Source organism: Streptomyces sp. NPDC006739 (genome assembly GCF_042869815.1).
GTDB lineage: Bacteria > Actinomycetota > Actinomycetes > Streptomycetales > Streptomycetaceae > Streptomyces.
In genome coordinates, this window is the sequence record NZ_JBIAGM010000059.1 from 1 (window position 1) to 16,461 (window position 16,461).

Genomic DNA, 16,461 nt, shown 5'->3' on the forward strand with positions numbered 1-16,461 from the left:
GTCGCCCGCCCGGACCCTCGAACAGCTTCGAGTTCGCTTGCCTGACGAGGACCATCCGGAAGATCAACCCTGACAGTTATTCAGGAACAAGCCCCCGGCCGCACCGAGAACTCCCAGATCGGGGTGTTCGCCGCCTATGCCACCAGCCGCGGACGCGCCCTGGTGGACCGGGAGCTGTATCTGCCCAAGTCCTGGACCGACGACGGCGACCGCTGTCGCGCCGCCCACATCCCCGAGCAGCGGGCCTTCGCCACCAACCCCGACCTGGCCAAGGCCATGGTGCTGCGGGCGATCGCCTCGCCGCTGCCGATCGCCTGGGTGACCGCGGACGCCGCCTACGGCCAGGAGTGGCGGCTGCGCCGCACGCTGGAGGAGACCGGCCTGGGCTATGTGCTCGCGGTCCCCAAGTCCCACCAGGTACCGCACTTCGGACGCATCGATCACCTCTTCTCCCAGGCACCCAACGAAGCCTGGGAGAGACGTTCGTGCGGTCACGGCGCGAAGGGCCCGCGCGTCTACCACGGGGCCGCCCTGCAGATCACGTCCATCGAGGACTTCGACGGTGAGATGCCCACCCATCAGCGGTGGGCCCTGGCACGCCGCAGCATCAACAAGCCCGAGGAGATCGCCTACTACCTCGCCTACGCGCCGCTCGGCACCACCGTCGAGCACCTGATCCGTGTCGCGGGGATGCGGTGGGCCATTGAGGAAGCCTTCCAGGCCGCGAAGAACGAATGCGGCCTCGACCAGTACGAAGTCCGCCGCTATACCGGCTGGATGCGGCACATCACCCTGGCCATACTGGCGCACGCCTTCCTGGCCGTCATGGCCGCCGACGCCGCGGCAAAAGGGGCAGCAGTAACGGTTCCTGCCTCGCGCCCCTCACCGTGGCAGAAGTTCGGCGGCTCCTGGCAACTGGCCACTCACTCGCATGTGCCCACCAGCCCCTCATCAGCGCACGCGCGCTGAGATGGTCACACTGGCGCAGACGACGCCAAGCCGTCGCCCGCCACTGTCACTGTCAGCGGCGGCTGCGCACGATCGAGGGGCGGCCCGGGAAAGAGAACACAGGCCGGCAACCAGCCCACTACACTCTCCCAAACCGCCCCTGAACAGGGAAGACGTCAAAGTGCTGCTGGAGTATTAGGCCCCTCTTCTCTCCTCCAGTCACTGCATCCCCGGAAATAGGTAGGGGTGGGGTGTCAGTGGTGGAGGGGATCATCGGGTTCGGGGGCCGGATGCCCTCTGCGGCCGGGCGCGGCCGGCGCCCGTCCGGTGGCCGTGAGCGACAGCCGACGGGGAAGGGGCGGGGCTGATGGCGGGGAAGCGGAAGACGAACCCGGCGGGGTCAACGAACAGCCTGCGCGGCGACGTGCTGCGCGTGCTCGGGGTGCTGAAGCTCGCGACGGTCGAACAGATCCAGCAGATTGCGGCCCCGCACCTGAGCTACCGGCACACCGACAAACCGACGCCCTCGAAGGGGAAGCAGGCCCGTACCGCCTCGCACACGGGTGCGCTCTCCGATCTGCGCAAGCACGGCCTGGTGGAGAACGGCGGGCAGATCCCGGGCGGGGACACGCTGCGCAACCTGAGGCCCATGGGCCCACCGCCAGGTCACCACCGGCACAGAGCCCCGGCGGACGATCCGCAGCAGTCGTCCGGCCTCGTCGTCATCGATCTCACGGACCTGCATGCGCTCAGCCACATGATCATTCTGGCGGTCCGGTGCCACCCAGCCCGGCAACCGGGCGACACGTCACAGCGGGGCGAATGTTGCCTGACGCGCGCCGGATCCGGTAGGGCGACCGGTGCCGTCCGCAAGAAGTCCCGCACCCGTTCCCTGCTGCCGCAGAGCCGTAACCTCTGGTCCGTGGCCAGGACTTGGGCGGATTCGTGGGAAGCGGAATGGGCGGGTGAGGGGTGCGCCAAGTGTGCGCAGGGCCGCCCGGACGAGGACGAGTGGGGCGTCCGCTGGTACGCCGATTCGTTCGCCGACGCGTACCTGCTGAAGCGGCCCGCGAGCCCGGGGTGCAGCGTGGTGGTGTTCCGGGGTCGGCACGTGCCCGATTCCGCCCTGTTCACCGACGCGGAGGTCACGGGCTACTGGTCCGCGGTTCGGACCGTCGGCGCCGCGATTCATCGCGTCTACGCGCCCGCGCAGATCAACTACCAGTGCATGAACAACTCCGTGGCCCACGTGCACACCCACGTCCCGCCGCGCTACCTGGACGACTCAGGACCGCGCACCATGCTCCCGGACCAGGCATTCACCGGCGCCCGGTCGCTCGCCCCGGCCGAGCTGCTGGCACAGCTGGCCCGCCTGAAGGCAGCACTGCGGTAGCGTTCCGCGAGCACGCCGCCGATGAGCTTTTCCGCGCGGTCATGAACGGGCAAAGACGCGGCTGGTTCCCGATCCACGCACCAAGCCGCAGCTACCGTTCCTTCGTGCTTCGCCGACGATCGTCTCGACGCGATGTACGGCATGGGATCGGTACGGCATCGAGCTCTTCTTGGTGACGTCAGACGTCGACCCTGCCGAACAGGTGGTTGGCGGGGGCGTGGGGGTTGTTGCCGTAGAAGAACTCTGTGACCGCCTGGTGGAATTCGGCGCGGTCCAGTGCTCCGGAGCCGTCCCGGTCCAAAGCGGCGAAGACCGCAGCGCAGTCCTCGCTGGGAACGCCGGCGACTGCGTCGAACATCTGCTGGAACTCCGTCTGGTCGATCTGGCCGTCTCCGTTGAGGTCGACGAGGTCGAAGAAGCAGTCGGTCACCGGTTCGACCTGTTGCGGGTACAGGGCGGGGTCGGTCAGGGCCCGCCTGAACCCTTCGGTCATCTCCCGCAGGTCGACCTTTCCGTCACCGTCCTGGTCCATCGGGGCGATCACGGTTGTCCAGAAGCCGTCCATCCTTTCGGTGAGCAGGCGGGCGGTCTCGGAGTCCGGCGTGGTGCCGCGGGCCGCGATGTAACGCTCGCTCATCATTCGGACGTCCTGCTGGGTGATGAAGCCGTCGCCGTCGACGTCGGCGCCCCTGAACCACTGGGCGTACTTGAGGTCTTGAAGTGCAGTCACAGTTGCGCACAGTATTCATACTGTTACGTGCGCGCAAATGAGTGAGCGGAAAGCATTTCGATGCTCGTGTCAGTGTTCGACTTTTGGTGGTGCAAAGGCGAACACATCGGGAAGGGGGCCGTCGTAGAGCTCGATGTCGACCAGCGCACTGAGAGCACTCGGTCCTTGGGACAGCCGCGAGCACGGCCGGTCCGCTGTGAGGGCGTTCGGGTTCCCGTGGCGGTCCAGCGTTCCGCTCAGGCCTGGCTGCACTGGATCCCACCACGCGCCGGTGGACAGTTGTACGACGCCTGGCATGACGTCGTCCGACAGGACTGCACCCGCAAGGCAGCTACCCCGGTCGTTGTGGACGCGCACGATCATGCCGTTCTCGATGCCGCGCGACGCGGCGTCCAACGGGTTGATCGTCACGGGCTCGCGGCCACCGATCTTCGAATTGAGGCTGTGGCCACCGTTGTCGTACTGGCTGTGCAGGCGTGAGGCGGGCTGATTCGAGATCAGGTGCAGCGGGAATCGGTCCGCCAGATCGCCACCAAGCCACTCGGCTGGTTCGAACCACGCCGGATGCCCGGCGCAGTCGTCGTAACCGAACGAGTCGATCTCCTCGGAGAAGATCTCGACCCGGCCCGACGGCGTCGGCAGGGGAAACCGCTGCGGATCTGAGCGCAGCGCCTCGAAGCTGCCGGGGAACGGCCCGGTCAACGCCGGCAGTTCGGCGGTGGAGCTTCGCCAGAAGTCGTCGAAGCTCGGCAGGGTGGCATCGTCGCCGAGTTCGGCCTTCGTCTGTTCGTAAAGGTGTCGGACCCATTCGATCTCAGAGCGCGACTGGGTGAACTCCTGTTCGTATCCGAGTCGGGAGGCCAAGGCGGTGAAGATTGCGTGGTCGGTGCGCGACTCACCCGCCGGCTCGCGGACTCTCGGCATCGCGAGGAGGTGGGGGTCGGAGAATCCGGCGGCGAAGTCGTCGCGCTCCAAGCTGGTGGCGACCGGGAGGACGATGTCCGCGAACTTGGCGGTGGTGTTCCACCAGGCTTCGTGAACCACCACTGTGTCAGGAGTCTGCCAGGCTCGGGCCAGTCGATGGAGATCCTGGTGATGGTGGAACGGGTTCCCTCCGCACCAGTAGATCAGACGAAGCTCGGGCAGCGTGATGCACTGACCGTCGTAGTCGATGGTCTTTCCCGGGTGCAGCAGGGTGTCGGCGATCCGTGCGACAGGGATGAAATCCGGCACAGGGTTGGCAACCGCGGGTATGGATGCCACGGAGGGGCGGCCGCGGGCAACGCCGGTCGCGTCCATCGTCGCGTAACCCGCGCCCCAGCCGCAGCCATGCCGCCCCATCGAGCCCGCCATGGCGGCCAGCACGACAGACATCCAGATCGGCTGCTCGCCGTGGTCTGCCCGCTGTACCGCGTAGTTGACCATGATGAGAGATCGCTGTGTGGTGAGGCGGCGAGCGAGGTCGGTGATCGCCTCGCGACTGATACCTGTGACCTGCGCTGCCCAGGCAGCGTCCTTGGGGACGCCATCAAGTTCGCCGATCAGGTAGGAGGCGAAGCGGTCGAACCCGACGCAGCACCGGCGAAGGAATTCCTCATCGTGCCAGCCGTTGACCAGCATCGTGTGTGCTATGCCGAGCATCGCGGCGGTGTCAGTATTGGGGATGACGGGCAGCCACTCGGCATCGAGAAAGCCGGCGACATCGCTGCGGATCGGGCTGACGTTCACGAACCGCACCCCGGCCTCACGACACCGGCGCTGCAGGTTCTGCGTCTGGTGCCTGGCCAGCCCACCAGGGTTGATCTGACTGTTCTTGAGGGCCAGCCCTCCGAACGCCACCACAAGCTCGCAGTTGTCGGCTATCTCGTCCCACATCGGCATCCGGGACTGGTAGCTCCACGGATGCCCACCGATCACATGGGGAAGGATGACCTCCAAAGCCGCGGTGCTGTACGTGTTGCGCGAGTTGGTGTATCCCCCGCCCAACGCCAGGAACCGCTGGAGTTGACCCTGCGCATTGTGGAAGCTGCCCGCACTTGCCCACCCATAGGATCCGCCGAACACGGCGCTGTCTCCGTGCTGTGAACGCACTCGACGCAGTTCATCGCTCACCAGCGTGATCGCGTCGTCCCAGCTCACCTCCACGAAGACGTCCGCGCCTCTGGCCGTGTCGTGGACGCGCGGCAGGCCGTCCCGCCAGCCCTTGCGGACTGCGGGGCGCAGCACGCGAGCGCTGTCGTCGGCGGCTGTCACCATGCCGGGGCCGATAGGAGACGGCGCGGGGTCATCCTCCCTCGGCTCGATTCGCACCAACCGGCCGGAATCGACCACCGCGATGAAGCTGCCCCAGTGCGTCGCAACCGACATGCGTCGTTCCACCGTGCATCAACTCCATCCCTGAAGTTTCCGCCGCTGCTCTCGGACAACGGTCAGTCGACGGTCCGCAGGACGGAGACTTCCCCTATGGCCTCTTGCCCAACCCCGTCGGTGGGCGCGACTGCCAACGGCCGCACACACTCCCCGGCCCCGGCGGCGCATCCGGTCGACGGAAGCCACCAGTTGGCCAGCCCGAGGGCCGCCGTCACGGCCGGTACCAGCACCCACGCACCGGTACCGCATCGACAAGCGCGACCACTGCCGCGCCGGCAGCGACCGTCCTGATCGCGGAAACGGAAGACGTGACCATGGCCGCCGTGGACACGGCCACGGCCAGCGCGGCGGACGTCATCAGCCGCCCAGCGCGCGCGATGCCCTCCACCACGGCAACGTGCCGCTGAGCTGCGAGCAGGCAGCCTCACCGGACCGTTGCTGTCCCAACTCGTGAACCGTTCGACTCGCGCCGTTCCGGCGCTGCCTCCCGATCTCCCGCGACACCTGACTGGCCAACATGCCCGTGACCGGCTCCGGAGCCAATGCCCGGAGGGCTTCCGGAGCCGACCACTTAGGGCTTGCCGGGAAACAACTCGTGGCTTCCCGCTGCGGGACTCGTAGCTCTGGTATGAGGAGACCGGAGGAGATCGAGGCCGTCCTGGCTGCGAAGTTCCAGGTGTTGTTGCCGCATCTGGACGAGCGTCAGCGTCGCTTTGTCGCCAGTCTCTGAAAAGTGTAGCGTAGGCTGAGGCCGGCGATGACGGCGTCGATGTCCTGGCCCAGGCCGGTGACGAAGGTGTGCAGGGCGGCCAGGTAGTCGGCCTTCACGCTCGTCATCCACTGGTCCAGGTCGTGGCCTTGGCGGTTGTTCATGAGTTCCGCGAAGGCTCGGACGTGGTACGCGGTGCGGTCGAGCGCGGGGCAGCAGGCCAGAATCTCTTTGAGTCGTTGGACCTGGTCGTCGGTGAGACGGTCGGGATCAAGATGCTGAAGCGGCAGATGTTCGGCCGCGCCAACTTCGACCTGCTCCGCAAACGGGTCCTCCTCAGCGCGCGAGGCCGTTCATGATCGCGGTTTCGGTGACCCTCCGTGGCTCTGGCGCTGAAAGTGATCCAGAACCAAAATTCAGGAACCGTTGACATGCGTTGGTACCGGTCGTGGACTCTGCCCGAGAAGCGACCACAGTCCGGACACGCCGCGCCAACCGCGCGGCCTCTTGCAGGTCAGCCGCTCGCCACCTGCCAGATGCACTGCGACAGGACAACTCTGTTTTGATCGTTTACGTGTTGGGCTGATTATCCTGCTCTGCGCCGCTGCCACGCTCTGGATCCCGCTGGGGATGGTCTGCCGTGGAGGCCGGAGACGTTGATGAGGCTTCAGGAATTTGGCTCTCATCAACGTCTGCCGCGGATCGGATGGAGCGTCTATGAGGCGTCGCGAGTGAAGCGCCAGGCTCCGCAGGTGAGGGCGAGTGCGAGGTAGAGGGCGAGGTCGAAGAGGGCGAAGGGGAGGGAGGGGGTGCGTTCCGGGTGGAGGGGGTGTGGGTGGAGTTGGCCGAGGGTGTCCGCGGCGTTGCTCAGCATGAGCTTGCTGGGCAGGTAGGACCAGCCTTCGACGGCTTTGGCCGCGCCGTAGCCGAGGTAGACCAGGGCGAAGACTGCGGCGATGGCTCCGGCGGTGTGCCGGATGACGGCCCCGAGGCCGTAGCCCACGACGGTGACGACGAACAGGTAGAGCCCGGCACAGGACACGGCGCGCAGTACGCCCGGCGTGCCCAGGCCGACGTCGAGGTGCTGCCTGGCCAGGACCGCCTGTCCGATGAAGAAGCCGGTGAACGCGGTCAGTTCGCCCAGCAGCAGGGCGAATCCGCCGATGACGAGGGTCTTGGCGGTGTAGGCGAGCGCGCGCCGGGGTGTCGCGGTCAGCGTCGTGCGGATCAGTCCGGTGGTGTACTCGCTGCTGACGCCCAGCACGCCGAGGACGCCGAAGGCGAGGACGGCGAAGGCGAAGCCGGAGAGCGACTCGCCCACCGGGTCGAACTGGGCCCGGTCGGCCGTCGCCAGGTGCGGCCACGCGTCGGCGGTGTGCGCCACGTCCACGATGCTCAGCGCCAGGCCGAACGCCACGGCGATGAGGGCGGTGATCCAGGTCGAGCGGAGGGAACGCAGCTTGATGACCTCGGCGGCCATGGCGCCTGTCAGTGCGGTGGGCATCAGTGGCCTGTCCCTTCGGTGCGGTATTCCACGGCGGATTCGGTGAGGTTGAGGTAGGCGTCCTCCAGCGAGGCCCCGGCGGGAACGAAGTCGGCGATCGGGCTATCGGCGAGCAGACGTCCTCGTCCGATGACGAGAAGATGGTCGGCGGTGAGAGCCATCTCGCTCATCACGTGGCTGGAGACCAGGACGGTGCGTCCTTCGGCGGCCAGCGACCGCATGAGGTCCCGGATCCACCGGATGCCTTCCGGGTCCAGGCCGTTGGCGGGCTCGTCGAAGATGAGCACCGGCGGGTCGCCGAGCAGGGCAGCGGCGATGCCCAGGCGCTGCTTCATGCCGAGCGAGTAGGTGCCGATCCTGCGGCGGGCGACGTCGGCGAGGCCGGTGCGGGCGAGAACCTCCTCGACCCGGCCGCGCCGGATGTGGTTGGTGGCCGCGAGCGCGGCCAGATGCGCGTGCGCCGTACGGCCCGGGTGGACGGCCCCGGCGTCCAGGAGGGCACCTACCCGGCGCAGCGGCTGTTCGGCCTGGCGGTAGGGCACGCCGTCGATCAGGGCGCGGCCGGCGTCCGGGGTGTCCAGGCCGAGGACGGCCCGGATGGTGGTCGACTTCCCCGCGCCGTTGGGGCCAAGGAAGCCGGTCACCCGGGCGGGCAGGACCTCGAAGCTGAGGTCGTCGACGGCGGCCTTGCGGCCGAAGCGTTTGGTGAGGTGCTCGCATCGAATCACGTGCATTACGGTGCCGGGGCGGGGGAGGCGATTCGTCTGCCTGCGGGCAGGTCTTGTCGGGGCCGGGTCTGCCGTACGGCATAGGTCCCGCGGACGATGTGGGCGGAGCCGGGAGGCGGATACGCTCCGGTCGTGGAACGGAAGTCGCGTGCGGCCCCGCAGTTGCTCCGGCCCTATTGGCCGGAGGCCCTTGTTGTCCTGTCGTTGGCGGTGTGCGGACTGGCGCCGTGGCATCCGCAGGCGATCTTCTGGGGCGGAGTGCCGCTCGCCTTCGCGCTCTTCTGCGTCACCTCCCTGCGCCCGGCCCGCACTGCCGGAGTCGCCCTGGCCGCCGCCCTGGTGATGGCGGTCTCCACAGGCCTGCCCAGGTTCGAACACGCCGGGGCCGTGGTGCCGTTCGCGCTGCTCTTCGGCGTCGCCTGGGCGGTGGGCTGCGCGGTCGGCCAGCGGCGCCGGTATCTGCATACGCTGCTGCGTCAGGAACAGGACCGCGCCGATCGCGAGGCAGCGGCGGAGCGGCTGCGCATCGCCCGCGAACTGCACGACGGCATCGCCCACTCGATGAGCGTGATCTCCGTCCAGGCGAGCTACGGCCGCCTGGTGCTCGACGACCGTCCCCAGGACGCGCGAGGCGCGCTGGAGGCGATCGAGACCACCGGCCGGGAGACCCTCGTCGAACTGCGCCGCATGCTCGGTGTGCTGCATGATGACGGGGGTGCCGGGGATGACGGGGACGGCACCGACAACCGGGCCCTGGCCCCCGTCCCCCGACTCGCCGACCTGGACCGTCTCGCCGAACGGACCCAGCGCCCCGGCCTGCGGATCGACCTCGCCGTCACGGGGCGCGCCAGACCGCTGCCCCCGGGACTGGAGGCAGCCGCGTACCGGATCGTCCAGGAGGCGCTGACCAACGTGGTCAAGCACGCCGACGCGAGCACCGCGCAGGTCAACGTCGCGTACGGTCCCGGCGAGCTCACCCTCACGGTGACCGACGACGGCAGCATCCGGCCGGCCCCGAGCCGCACCGGGCGCGGGCTGACCGGGATGCAGGAGCGCCTCGCCCTCTACGGCGGCACCCTGCTGGCAGGACCGGCCGCGACCGGCGGCTTCCGGGTACGGGCCAGCATCCCCCTGGACGGGCCACAGCCCACCGCCGCAGCGCGGGAGCAGTCGTGACCATCCGGGTCCTGGTCGCCGACGACCAGCAGCTGATCCGCATCGGCCTGGCCGGAATCGTGGACACCGCCCCGGACCTCAAAACGATCGACAGCGTCGCAACGGGCCGGGACGCCGTCGCAGCAGCCGCCGAACACCGGCCCGACGTCGTCCTGATGGACATTCGGATGCCCGAGATGGACGGCATCGAAGCCACCCGCCGTATCACCACCACCGGCCACGCACGTGTCTTGATGCTCACCACCTTCGACCTCGACGAATACGTCTTCGGCGCACTGCGCGCCGGGGCCAGCGGCTTCCTCCTGAAGGACGCACCGCCCCTCGACCTGCTGTCCGCCGTCCGCACCGTCGCCCAGGGCGAAGCACTGCTCGCGCCACGCGTCACCAAACGACTCATCGCGGCATACGTCAACGGGCCGAAACAGCCACCACACGGTCAAGAACCGCCGCAACTGCCCGAGGCCGTCACCACCCGTGAACGCGAAGTGCTGCTGCTCGTCGCCGAAGGACTCACCAACGCCGAGATCGCCGAACGGCTGTACATCGGCGCGGGCACGGTGAAGACCCACGTCGCCCGGCTCCTGACCAAACTCGATGCCCGCGACCGCGTCCAACTCGTCATCCACGCCTACCGCAACGGCCTCACCCGCTAGTCCGCCCAACCCTCGACCGGCCCCGAAAGGCCAAGTTCGCGAAACACGATGCCGTGGCCCACAAATGAGACAAACCACAAAAACCCAGGTCGCCACAGCTGAACGGGACATTCCAATTGAGGGCCTACAGCTCGATCCACACCACGGCCCTGCACGAGAACACCGTGGCCGCCTCCGCGCTCTACAACGAGATCGTGGCCGCCGAGGTCTGCGAGGCGCTGGGGCCGGCGACCGAGCCGCGCACCGTCACCCCGGGGCGCCGGCCGGTGATGGAGATTGCCGGGGTGCCGCACGAGCTGATCCGCTGGACCTCCCGGCGCAGCGACCAGATCGCCGCCTGCCTCGAGGACCTGGAGCACGAGTACGTCACCGCTGTCGATGACGACGGCGAGCCGCGGTTCCTGCCAGTGGTCTCCGAACGGTCCCGCGCCAAGCTGAACCAGATCGCGGCCCGCAAGACGCGCCCGCCCAAGCAGACGGCCCGGCGGCTCGCGCAGTTGCGCGCGTGGTGGAAGGCGAGCGCGATCCTCACCTCCGGGGTGGCCGTCGACATCATCAACTCCCTCCTCGAGTACGCCCGCGCCGCAGCTGCGGCGATCCGGGTGCGGGTCGCCGCCGTGGTCGACGTCGCACTGGCGGCCGTCGACGTCACCGCGACGGTGTTCGTGATGAACGACGGCGGCCGTTTCCACCGCCGGCACCTGCTCGCCGAGGCCCGACGCCACCTCGCCCTCGTCCTGCGCGGCCGCCGCCGCAACCCCCACCTGGACAACCAGACCGTGGGCGCCGCCATCTCCACCCACTGCCTGGACGTCAGCGAGCCGAAGACCGTACCCGGCCTGGAGCCCGGCTACCGCCTCTACACGGCCCGGTGGGCCCTGTCCGACCTCCCCGCCCGCCGCCGCCCACCCACCCCCGAGCCCGGCCCGGCCCGGCAACCCCTGGCCGAACCCAGCGAGCCAGCCGCGCTCCGGTTCCCGGGCCAGGACGCGGGGGAGTGGGAGATACCCCGCCTCCCGCTTCAGTACGAGCGGGCCGTCCTCGCCGGCGCGGTGCTCCGCGAGAAGCCGCACACCGCCGTGGTCGTGCGGGGTCGGGCTTATGACGTCGTCGCCCACCAACAGGCAGCGATGCCCGAGCAGCTGCTCAAGCCCCCCGCCGCCGAAGTTGAGCACGACGGCCAGGCACCGGAAGCCGGTTCCCGGCAGGCGATCGACGTTACGGCGCTGCGGGCCCTGAGGGAGTCCCGCACGGACGTGGAAGCCCTCGATCTGACGGCCGAGCGGCTGCGCCACCTCCAGGACGCGTTCACCAAGGCGGCCCGCAAATCCGATGCCCGCGCGGGCCGCTATGCCGGCCGGGACGATGCCGACGCAGGGCACCCTGTGCGCGAGGACGACCAGCGGGCGCACCGCCCGCAGCAGCTCGGATCGCACCGCGGCCGTGAGGCCGGCTACTGAGTGCACGCCAAGGAGCGGCGCCCGCGGCGGTGAACTGTTCGGCGTAAGGGCTCCTGTCGGCATCCGGCTTTTACCGTCGGCTCACCAGCGAAGGCGGCAGAGGACGGAGTGGGATGCAGGGCAGGAAGGCGTTGCTGGAGGCGCTTCGGGTGCTGCGTGATCGTGAGGAGGAAGCTGAGTGGGGCTGGGTGCTGTCCGGTGAACTGCGTCCCCATCATCAGCAGGCGGTGGATGACGCTGCCAGGCAGGGGCTGGCGGAGCTGGCCGACAGGGAGACCCGGGCGGAGCTGAGCGTGTGTGAGGACCGGGCCGTTTGGTGGGCGGCTCGCCTTACCGCGCACGGCCAGGACGTGCTCGCCTACGCCGACGCCACTCCCGCGCCCGCGCCGTCGCCGGAACGTCCGGCAGAGGGAGAACAGCCGATCGAGCTGTACCGGTCGGAGGTGGAGGCACTGCGCCTGTACGTGCACATCGCAGAGAAGCTGCGTGTTCCGCCGGTCAAGGGCCTGGCGGAGCGGGTGCGTACGGCGCGCCAGCTCGGCAACCGCTGGTTGATGCACCTGACTGCGGAACGGGTCGAGTCGGTGGCCTACGCCTTGTACCTGCGCCCGATGGGCGGCTCGGTCACGGAGGCGAACAGATTCGCTCGCGAGTACGGCGTCGCCTTCCATGCGGACCGGTCGACGGGCAGTGTGCAGCTGACCCGGGTGACCTGACCCGCTGAGCCCAGCCAGCTTCGGCGGTCTTCGCGAGCTCGTGGACATGGCGAGCAAGATCAGCTCCCGAACTCCAGCACCAGCGAGAGTAGACACATTCCCCGCTGGCCAGGGAAGAAAGGAGCGCTTCGAGGAGATCTGCATCATCCATGGCCGCATCCTCGCAGGGCCGTTTGAGCACGAGGGCCTGGCTGAAACGTCGATCTACCTGCCCGGAGGTCTCCGAACAACCCACGAACAGAGAAACCAAACTCACCTGAAAAATGGCCAAGATCTTCTATCAAGGGTCAGATATATCATGGCCCATCGAAGACTGGTCACTGTCAGCGAATCTTGTCGCGCTGCCGGACGGCATCGCCGGAGTCATCTTGCGGCCACCGGGCTGGCACGCTCTGCTCGACAGGGCTGTAGTGTGCGGCGATGACAAGAAGCAAAAGGCTCGCGGAGCAGTTGGACTGGTACTGGCGTAAGAACTTGCGGCCGCGGCTGGAGGGTCTTACCGACGAGGAGTACTTCTGGGAGCCGGTGCGCGGCTGCTGGAGCATCCGCCCACGTGGCACGTCGACCGCACCGAGGTCGGCAGGTTCGGGGGAGTGGACGATGGACTTAGCGTCGTCTGACCCGGTGCCGGCGCCGGTGACCACGATTGCCTGGCGGCTGGCGCACATCATCGTCTCGTGCCTGGGCTATCGGGTCGGATGGCACTTCGGCGGCCAAGGCGTCGACTCCCAGACGTTCGCCTACGCGGGGACCGCTGACGAGGCGCTGGAGCAGCTCGATGAGATGTATGGGCGATGGAACGCGGGGGTCCGCGCGCTCTCGGACGCTGACCTGGAGCATCAGCCTGTGGTGGGTCCCGAGCGGTTTCCCATGGAGGGCATCGTCCTGCACGTCAACAGGGAGCTGATCCATCACGGCGCCGAGGTCTCCCTGCTGCGCGACCTCTACCGCTGGCAGGACGGAGCCGTACCGCACCGGATATGACTTTCGGGAACTGGCGATCGAGCTGCGGAAAACTGTCGCCGAAGGCACTCACACATGTGCGGTGCGTAGGGTGCTGTGTCGTCGTGGGTACGGCCCCTCTCGTATGAGTTCCGACGCGGCTACGCCGCCGCCCACTCCAGCCCAAGGTCAGCAAGGGCTTGGAGTTTGTCGGTGGTCAGCTTCCCGCGTCTGGTCTTTTGTTCAGGAACACCCCAAGCCCACCACGTCGGAGCCCTCGCCCAGTGCCCGGGTGCCGGGTTGGCGGTGACCTGTGGTAGCGGGATGTCGGGTCCGCCCGGGTACTTCGTCCACACGAAGGAGGACTGGTTGTCGGACCGGTGCAGGAAGCCGGTGCCGGGCATGTCTTGTTCTTCGTGTAAGCCCTGGTGTTGACGCTTACTGGGTTTGTTCGGGTGTTACTGGTTGTCGATGACGCGGTCGCCGTAGAAACCGGCGAGGGTGTTGATCGCTTCCTTCCAGTTGTAGGTACGGCCGGTGGGGTTGCGTCGGTTGGGCTGGCGGTCGCGGATGACGAGGTAGATGACTTTCAGGGCGGCTTCCTCGTTCGGGAAGTGTCCCCGGCGCCTCGTCGCTTGGCGGAAGCGGGAGTTGAGGGACTCGATCATGTTCGTCGTGTAGACGATCTTGCGGATCTCGGGCGGGAAGCGGAGGAACATCACGAAGTGTTCCCAGCTGCGGCGCCAGACCCCGATCAGGGCCGGGTAGCGGGCTCCCCAGATCTCCTCGAACTCGGCGAACCGCTGCTCGGCGGCGTCCACGGTGGCCGCCGTGTAGACCTGGCGGAGTTCCTTGGCGATCTGCGACCAGTGCTTGGTCGAGGCGTACTTGAGGCTGTTTCTGACCATGTGGACGACGCAGAGCTGGATGTCGGCGAGCGGCCAGATGTTCTGGATCGAATCCGGGAGCCCCTTGAGGCCGTCGCAGCAGGCGATCAGGACGCCTTCGACGCCGCGGTTCTTGAGCTCCGCCAGCCATGCCATCCAGGTCTTGGCGCCCTCGCCACCGGAGCCTACCCACATGCCCAGCACGTCACGCTCGCCTTCGAGGTTGATCCCGACAGCGATGTAGACCGGCCGGTTGGCGACGGCACCGTCACGGATCTTGGTTCTGTCGACGATCTTGTGATCCGGACGGTTGAGCGGGCTGTGCCGACTGTTAGCGATCATGCATCGGGTGCTCTCGTGATGTGCTCCTGGAGTTGTTTCCGTACCTGTCCGCGCTGCTGATCGAGGAGGTCGAGCGACGGCCGGACAAGGTAGTACCGCGGGCAAGAGCGCGGTCGACGACGGGGGCCTACTGCGGTCATAGCTCGTCGCGGGTGCACGGCGGGTATGTACGCAAGCTGCGTGATGCCGCTGTGGGCGGTCTCGGTGTCGTGATCGAATGACACATACGTCGCTTCCGCTGTGAGAATCCCGCCTGCCCGGCAGTGACGTTCGCCGAGCAGATCGCGGGGCTGACGACTCCGCACAGCCGCTATACCCCTTTGCTTCGCGGGCTGTTGATGCAGATCGGATTGGCGCTGGCCGGCCGGGCCGGGGCCCGCCTGGCGGCCGCGGTCGGCATCACCGTGGGCAGGGACACGCTGCTGCGGATGGTCCGGGCCCTGCCCGAGCCGGAGATCGGCGAGGTCGAGGTGCTTGGTGTCGACGACTTTGCCTTCCGCAAGGGCCGCCACTACGGCACGGTGCTGATCGACATGGCCACCCACCGGCCCCTGCATCTCTACCACGGCCGCGACGGCGAGGACCTGGCCGCCTGGCTCCAAGGCCATCCCGAGGTGAAGGTCATCTGCCGGGACCGCTCCAGTGGTTACGGAGAGGGCGCGCGGGTCGGGGCGCCACAGGCCCAACAGGTCGCGGACCGGTATCACTTGTGGGCCAACCTCGGCCAGGCGGTTGAGAAGACGGTCAACGCCCACCGCTCCCGCCTGACAGAACCGCTTGCCGGAGCGGAAGACGGCCCCGGCCACCCGGATACGGAGCCCGAGGTGGTGCAGCCGTCGAAGGAACTGAAGATCGTGACCCGGCTGCGGGAGCAGCATGCCGCCGCCCACGAGCTGTGGGCGCAGGGGATGTCGAAGGCGGCGATCGGCCGGAAGCTCGGGCTGCACCAGGCCTCCGTCCGCAAGCTGGTCAACGCCCGCTCCGCTGATGACGTCGTCGCCAAGAGCCTGCAGCGGGCTCATGTCGTCGACCCGTACGGCGGCTACCTGCACCGCCGCTGGGACGAAGGCATAAGAAATGCCGCACAGCTCCACCGGGAGATCCAGCAACTCGGCTGTCCAGAAGGAGAGTTGGCCGTCCGGCGTCATCTGCGGCGCTACCGCACCGGGCGCGGACACGCACCCGCGGTCGGCCCCAAGCCTCTCTCGGTCCGCGAGGTCACCTCATAGATCATGACCCATCCCGAACACCTCCGCGACGGCGATGCCGACAAGCTGCACCACCTGCGTGAGCGCGACCCCGAACTGGACCGGCTCACCGGCCACGTCAGGAAGTTCGCCGTCATGATGACCGCACGCCACGGCGACCGGCTCGAGGAATGGATCGCCGGCGTCGAGCACGACACCCTGGCTCCACTTGCGGGCTTCGCCCGCAACCTCCGCCGCGACTTCGACGCCGTCCACAACGGTCTGTCCCTGCCGCACAGTTCAGGCGCCGTTGAAGGCAACATCAACCGGCTAAAGATGCTGAAACACCAGATGTTCGGCCGCGCTGGCCTCGACCTCCTTCGCAAACGCGTCCTGCTCGCACGATGAGCCGGACCGTCCGGATCACAAGATCGTCGACAGAACCAAGGTCAGGGACGGGCAGGTCGCCAACCGGCCCGTCTGCATGGCGGTGGCGGTCACCGCCGAGGGACACCGGGACATCCTGGGCCTGTGGAACGGCGACGGCGGTGAGGGCGCAAAGTACTGGCTCCAGGTCCTGACCGAGATCAAGAACCGCGGCGCGGCCGACGTCCTGATGCTGGTCTGCGACTGTGAGGATGATCGTGTTCCGCACGGGGCCGCGGCTTGACCCGGTCTGCGACTGACCAAGGTGTCCTGAGCGCCGATCTGTCGGC

At 68.0% G+C, this 16,461-nt stretch carries 17 protein-coding genes and 1 pseudogene; 11 read left to right on the plus strand and 7 right to left on the minus strand.

Annotation, left to right across the window (positions count from 1 at the left end):
• The first annotated feature begins 78 nt into the window (after positions 1–78).
• Both ACFYMM_RS43395 and ACFYMM_RS43400 read left to right on the plus strand, forming a co-directional pair.
• A complete protein-coding gene (locus ACFYMM_RS43395) occupies positions 79–969 on the plus strand; it encodes an IS701 family transposase (protein ID WP_388398198.1) in 891 nt (296 codons plus the stop codon).
• Between the two features lie 736 nt (positions 970–1,705).
• Positions 1,706–2,341 carry an HIT family protein gene (locus tag ACFYMM_RS43400; protein ID WP_388398161.1) on the plus strand — a complete coding sequence of 212 codons (636 nt, stop codon included), beginning with the start codon at positions 1,706–1,708 and terminating at the stop codon, positions 2,339–2,341.
• A 178-nt stretch (positions 2,342–2,519) separates the two neighbouring features.
• Here ACFYMM_RS43400 and ACFYMM_RS43405 read toward each other — a convergent pair whose 3' ends face one another.
• The 4 genes from ACFYMM_RS43405 to ACFYMM_RS43420 all read right to left on the minus strand — a co-directional run bounded on the left by ACFYMM_RS43405 (position 2,520) and on the right by ACFYMM_RS43420 (position 6,278).
• Positions 2,520–3,071 carry an EF-hand domain-containing protein gene (locus ACFYMM_RS43405; RefSeq protein WP_388398164.1) on the minus strand — a complete coding sequence of 184 codons (552 nt, stop codon included), beginning with the start codon at positions 3,069–3,071 and terminating at the stop codon, positions 2,520–2,522.
• A gap of 69 nt (positions 3,072–3,140) precedes the next feature.
• Complete coding sequence (locus ACFYMM_RS43410) at positions 3,141–5,450, minus strand: molybdopterin-dependent oxidoreductase (RefSeq protein WP_388398167.1); 2,310 nt, start codon at positions 5,448–5,450, stop codon at positions 3,141–3,143.
• Between the two features lie 202 nt (positions 5,451–5,652).
• Positions 5,653–5,829, minus strand: a complete 177-nt coding sequence (locus tag ACFYMM_RS43415; RefSeq protein WP_388398169.1) for a hypothetical protein — start codon at positions 5,827–5,829, stop codon at positions 5,653–5,655.
• A 314-nt stretch (positions 5,830–6,143) separates the two neighbouring features.
• A complete protein-coding gene (locus ACFYMM_RS43420; RefSeq protein WP_388398199.1) occupies positions 6,144–6,278 on the minus strand; it encodes a hypothetical protein in 135 nt (44 codons plus the stop codon).
• Between the two features lie 15 nt (positions 6,279–6,293).
• Between ACFYMM_RS43420 and ACFYMM_RS43425 the strand changes: the two genes are divergently transcribed.
• Positions 6,294–6,509 (plus strand): hypothetical protein, encoded by a 216-nt coding sequence (locus ACFYMM_RS43425; RefSeq protein ID WP_388398171.1) that lies wholly within the window; start codon positions 6,294–6,296, stop codon positions 6,507–6,509.
• 356 nt (positions 6,510–6,865) lie between these two features.
• Here ACFYMM_RS43425 and ACFYMM_RS43430 read toward each other — a convergent pair whose 3' ends face one another.
• Together ACFYMM_RS43430 and ACFYMM_RS43435 are read right to left on the minus strand one after the other, a co-directional pair.
• Positions 6,866–7,654: an ABC transporter permease gene (locus tag ACFYMM_RS43430; RefSeq protein ID WP_388398173.1), complete on the minus strand. Its 789-nt coding sequence runs from the start codon at positions 7,652–7,654 to the stop codon at positions 6,866–6,868.
• Positions 7,654–8,388, minus strand: a complete 735-nt coding sequence (locus ACFYMM_RS43435) for an ABC transporter ATP-binding protein (RefSeq protein ID WP_388398176.1) — start codon at positions 8,386–8,388, stop codon at positions 7,654–7,656. Before ACFYMM_RS43435 ends, ACFYMM_RS43430 begins: the two co-directional genes overlap by 1 nt.
• 126 nt (positions 8,389–8,514) lie before the next feature.
• On the opposite strand from ACFYMM_RS43435, the gene ACFYMM_RS43440 reads away from it, so the two are divergent.
• The 5 genes from ACFYMM_RS43440 to ACFYMM_RS43460 all read left to right on the plus strand — a co-directional run bounded on the left by ACFYMM_RS43440 (position 8,515) and on the right by ACFYMM_RS43460 (position 13,371).
• On the plus strand, positions 8,515–9,558 hold the full coding sequence (locus tag ACFYMM_RS43440) for a sensor histidine kinase (protein ID WP_388398177.1): 1,044 nt from the start codon (positions 8,515–8,517) through the stop codon (positions 9,556–9,558).
• Positions 9,555–10,211, plus strand: coding sequence for a response regulator (locus ACFYMM_RS43445; RefSeq protein ID WP_388398179.1), 657 nt, complete (start codon positions 9,555–9,557; stop codon positions 10,209–10,211). Before ACFYMM_RS43440 ends, ACFYMM_RS43445 begins: the two co-directional genes overlap by 4 nt.
• A gap of 116 nt (positions 10,212–10,327) precedes the next feature.
• Positions 10,328–11,671, plus strand: coding sequence for a relaxase domain-containing protein (locus tag ACFYMM_RS43450; RefSeq protein ID WP_388398181.1), 1,344 nt, complete (start codon positions 10,328–10,330; stop codon positions 11,669–11,671).
• Between the two features lie 113 nt (positions 11,672–11,784).
• Positions 11,785–12,387, plus strand: coding sequence for a DUF6417 family protein (locus ACFYMM_RS43455; protein ID WP_388398184.1), 603 nt, complete (start codon positions 11,785–11,787; stop codon positions 12,385–12,387).
• A gap of 420 nt (positions 12,388–12,807) precedes the next feature.
• Entirely contained in the window at positions 12,808–13,371 is a 564-nt protein-coding gene (locus ACFYMM_RS43460) for a DinB family protein (protein WP_388398186.1), read from the plus strand.
• A 416-nt stretch (positions 13,372–13,787) separates the two neighbouring features.
• Here ACFYMM_RS43460 and ACFYMM_RS43465 read toward each other — a convergent pair whose 3' ends face one another.
• A complete protein-coding gene (locus ACFYMM_RS43465; RefSeq protein ID WP_388398189.1) occupies positions 13,788–14,558 on the minus strand; it encodes an IS256 family transposase in 771 nt (256 codons plus the stop codon).
• A gap of 338 nt (positions 14,559–14,896) precedes the next feature.
• On the opposite strand from ACFYMM_RS43465, the gene ACFYMM_RS43470 reads away from it, so the two are divergent.
• From ACFYMM_RS43470 to ACFYMM_RS43480, 3 genes and pseudogenes are all read left to right on the plus strand, one after another.
• Positions 14,897–15,787 (plus strand): transposase, encoded by an 891-nt coding sequence (locus tag ACFYMM_RS43470; protein ID WP_388398192.1) that lies wholly within the window; start codon positions 14,897–14,899, stop codon positions 15,785–15,787.
• A 3-nt stretch (positions 15,788–15,790) separates the two neighbouring features.
• Positions 15,791–16,153 carry a transposase gene (locus ACFYMM_RS43475; RefSeq protein WP_388398195.1) on the plus strand — a complete coding sequence of 121 codons (363 nt, stop codon included), beginning with the start codon at positions 15,791–15,793 and terminating at the stop codon, positions 16,151–16,153.
• Positions 16,154–16,190: 37 nt separating this feature from the next.
• Positions 16,191–16,376, plus strand: a pseudogene (locus ACFYMM_RS43480) (transposase); the annotation flags it as partial.
• Positions 16,377–16,461 lie beyond the last annotated feature (85 nt).

Coding starts and splice junctions, on each gene's coding strand:
- ACFYMM_RS43400 (WP_388398161.1), top strand. CDS start 1,706: ATGATCATTCTGGCGGTCCGGTGCCACCCAGCCCGGCAACCGGGCGAC.
- ACFYMM_RS43420 (WP_388398199.1), bottom strand. CDS start 6,278: ATGACGAGCGTGAAGGCCGACTACCTGGCCGCCCTGCACACCTTCGTC.
- ACFYMM_RS43430 (WP_388398173.1), bottom strand. CDS start 7,654: ATGCCCACCGCACTGACAGGCGCCATGGCCGCCGAGGTCATCAAGCTG.
- ACFYMM_RS43435 (WP_388398176.1), bottom strand. CDS start 8,388: ATGCACGTGATTCGATGCGAGCACCTCACCAAACGCTTCGGCCGCAAG.
- ACFYMM_RS43455 (WP_388398184.1), top strand. CDS start 11,785: ATGCAGGGCAGGAAGGCGTTGCTGGAGGCGCTTCGGGTGCTGCGTGAT.
- ACFYMM_RS43460 (WP_388398186.1), top strand. CDS start 12,808: ATGACAAGAAGCAAAAGGCTCGCGGAGCAGTTGGACTGGTACTGGCGT.
- ACFYMM_RS43465 (WP_388398189.1), bottom strand. CDS start 14,558: ATGATCGCTAACAGTCGGCACAGCCCGCTCAACCGTCCGGATCACAAG.
- ACFYMM_RS43470 (WP_388398192.1), top strand. CDS start 14,897: ATGCAGATCGGATTGGCGCTGGCCGGCCGGGCCGGGGCCCGCCTGGCG.
- ACFYMM_RS43475 (WP_388398195.1), top strand. CDS start 15,791: ATGACCCATCCCGAACACCTCCGCGACGGCGATGCCGACAAGCTGCAC.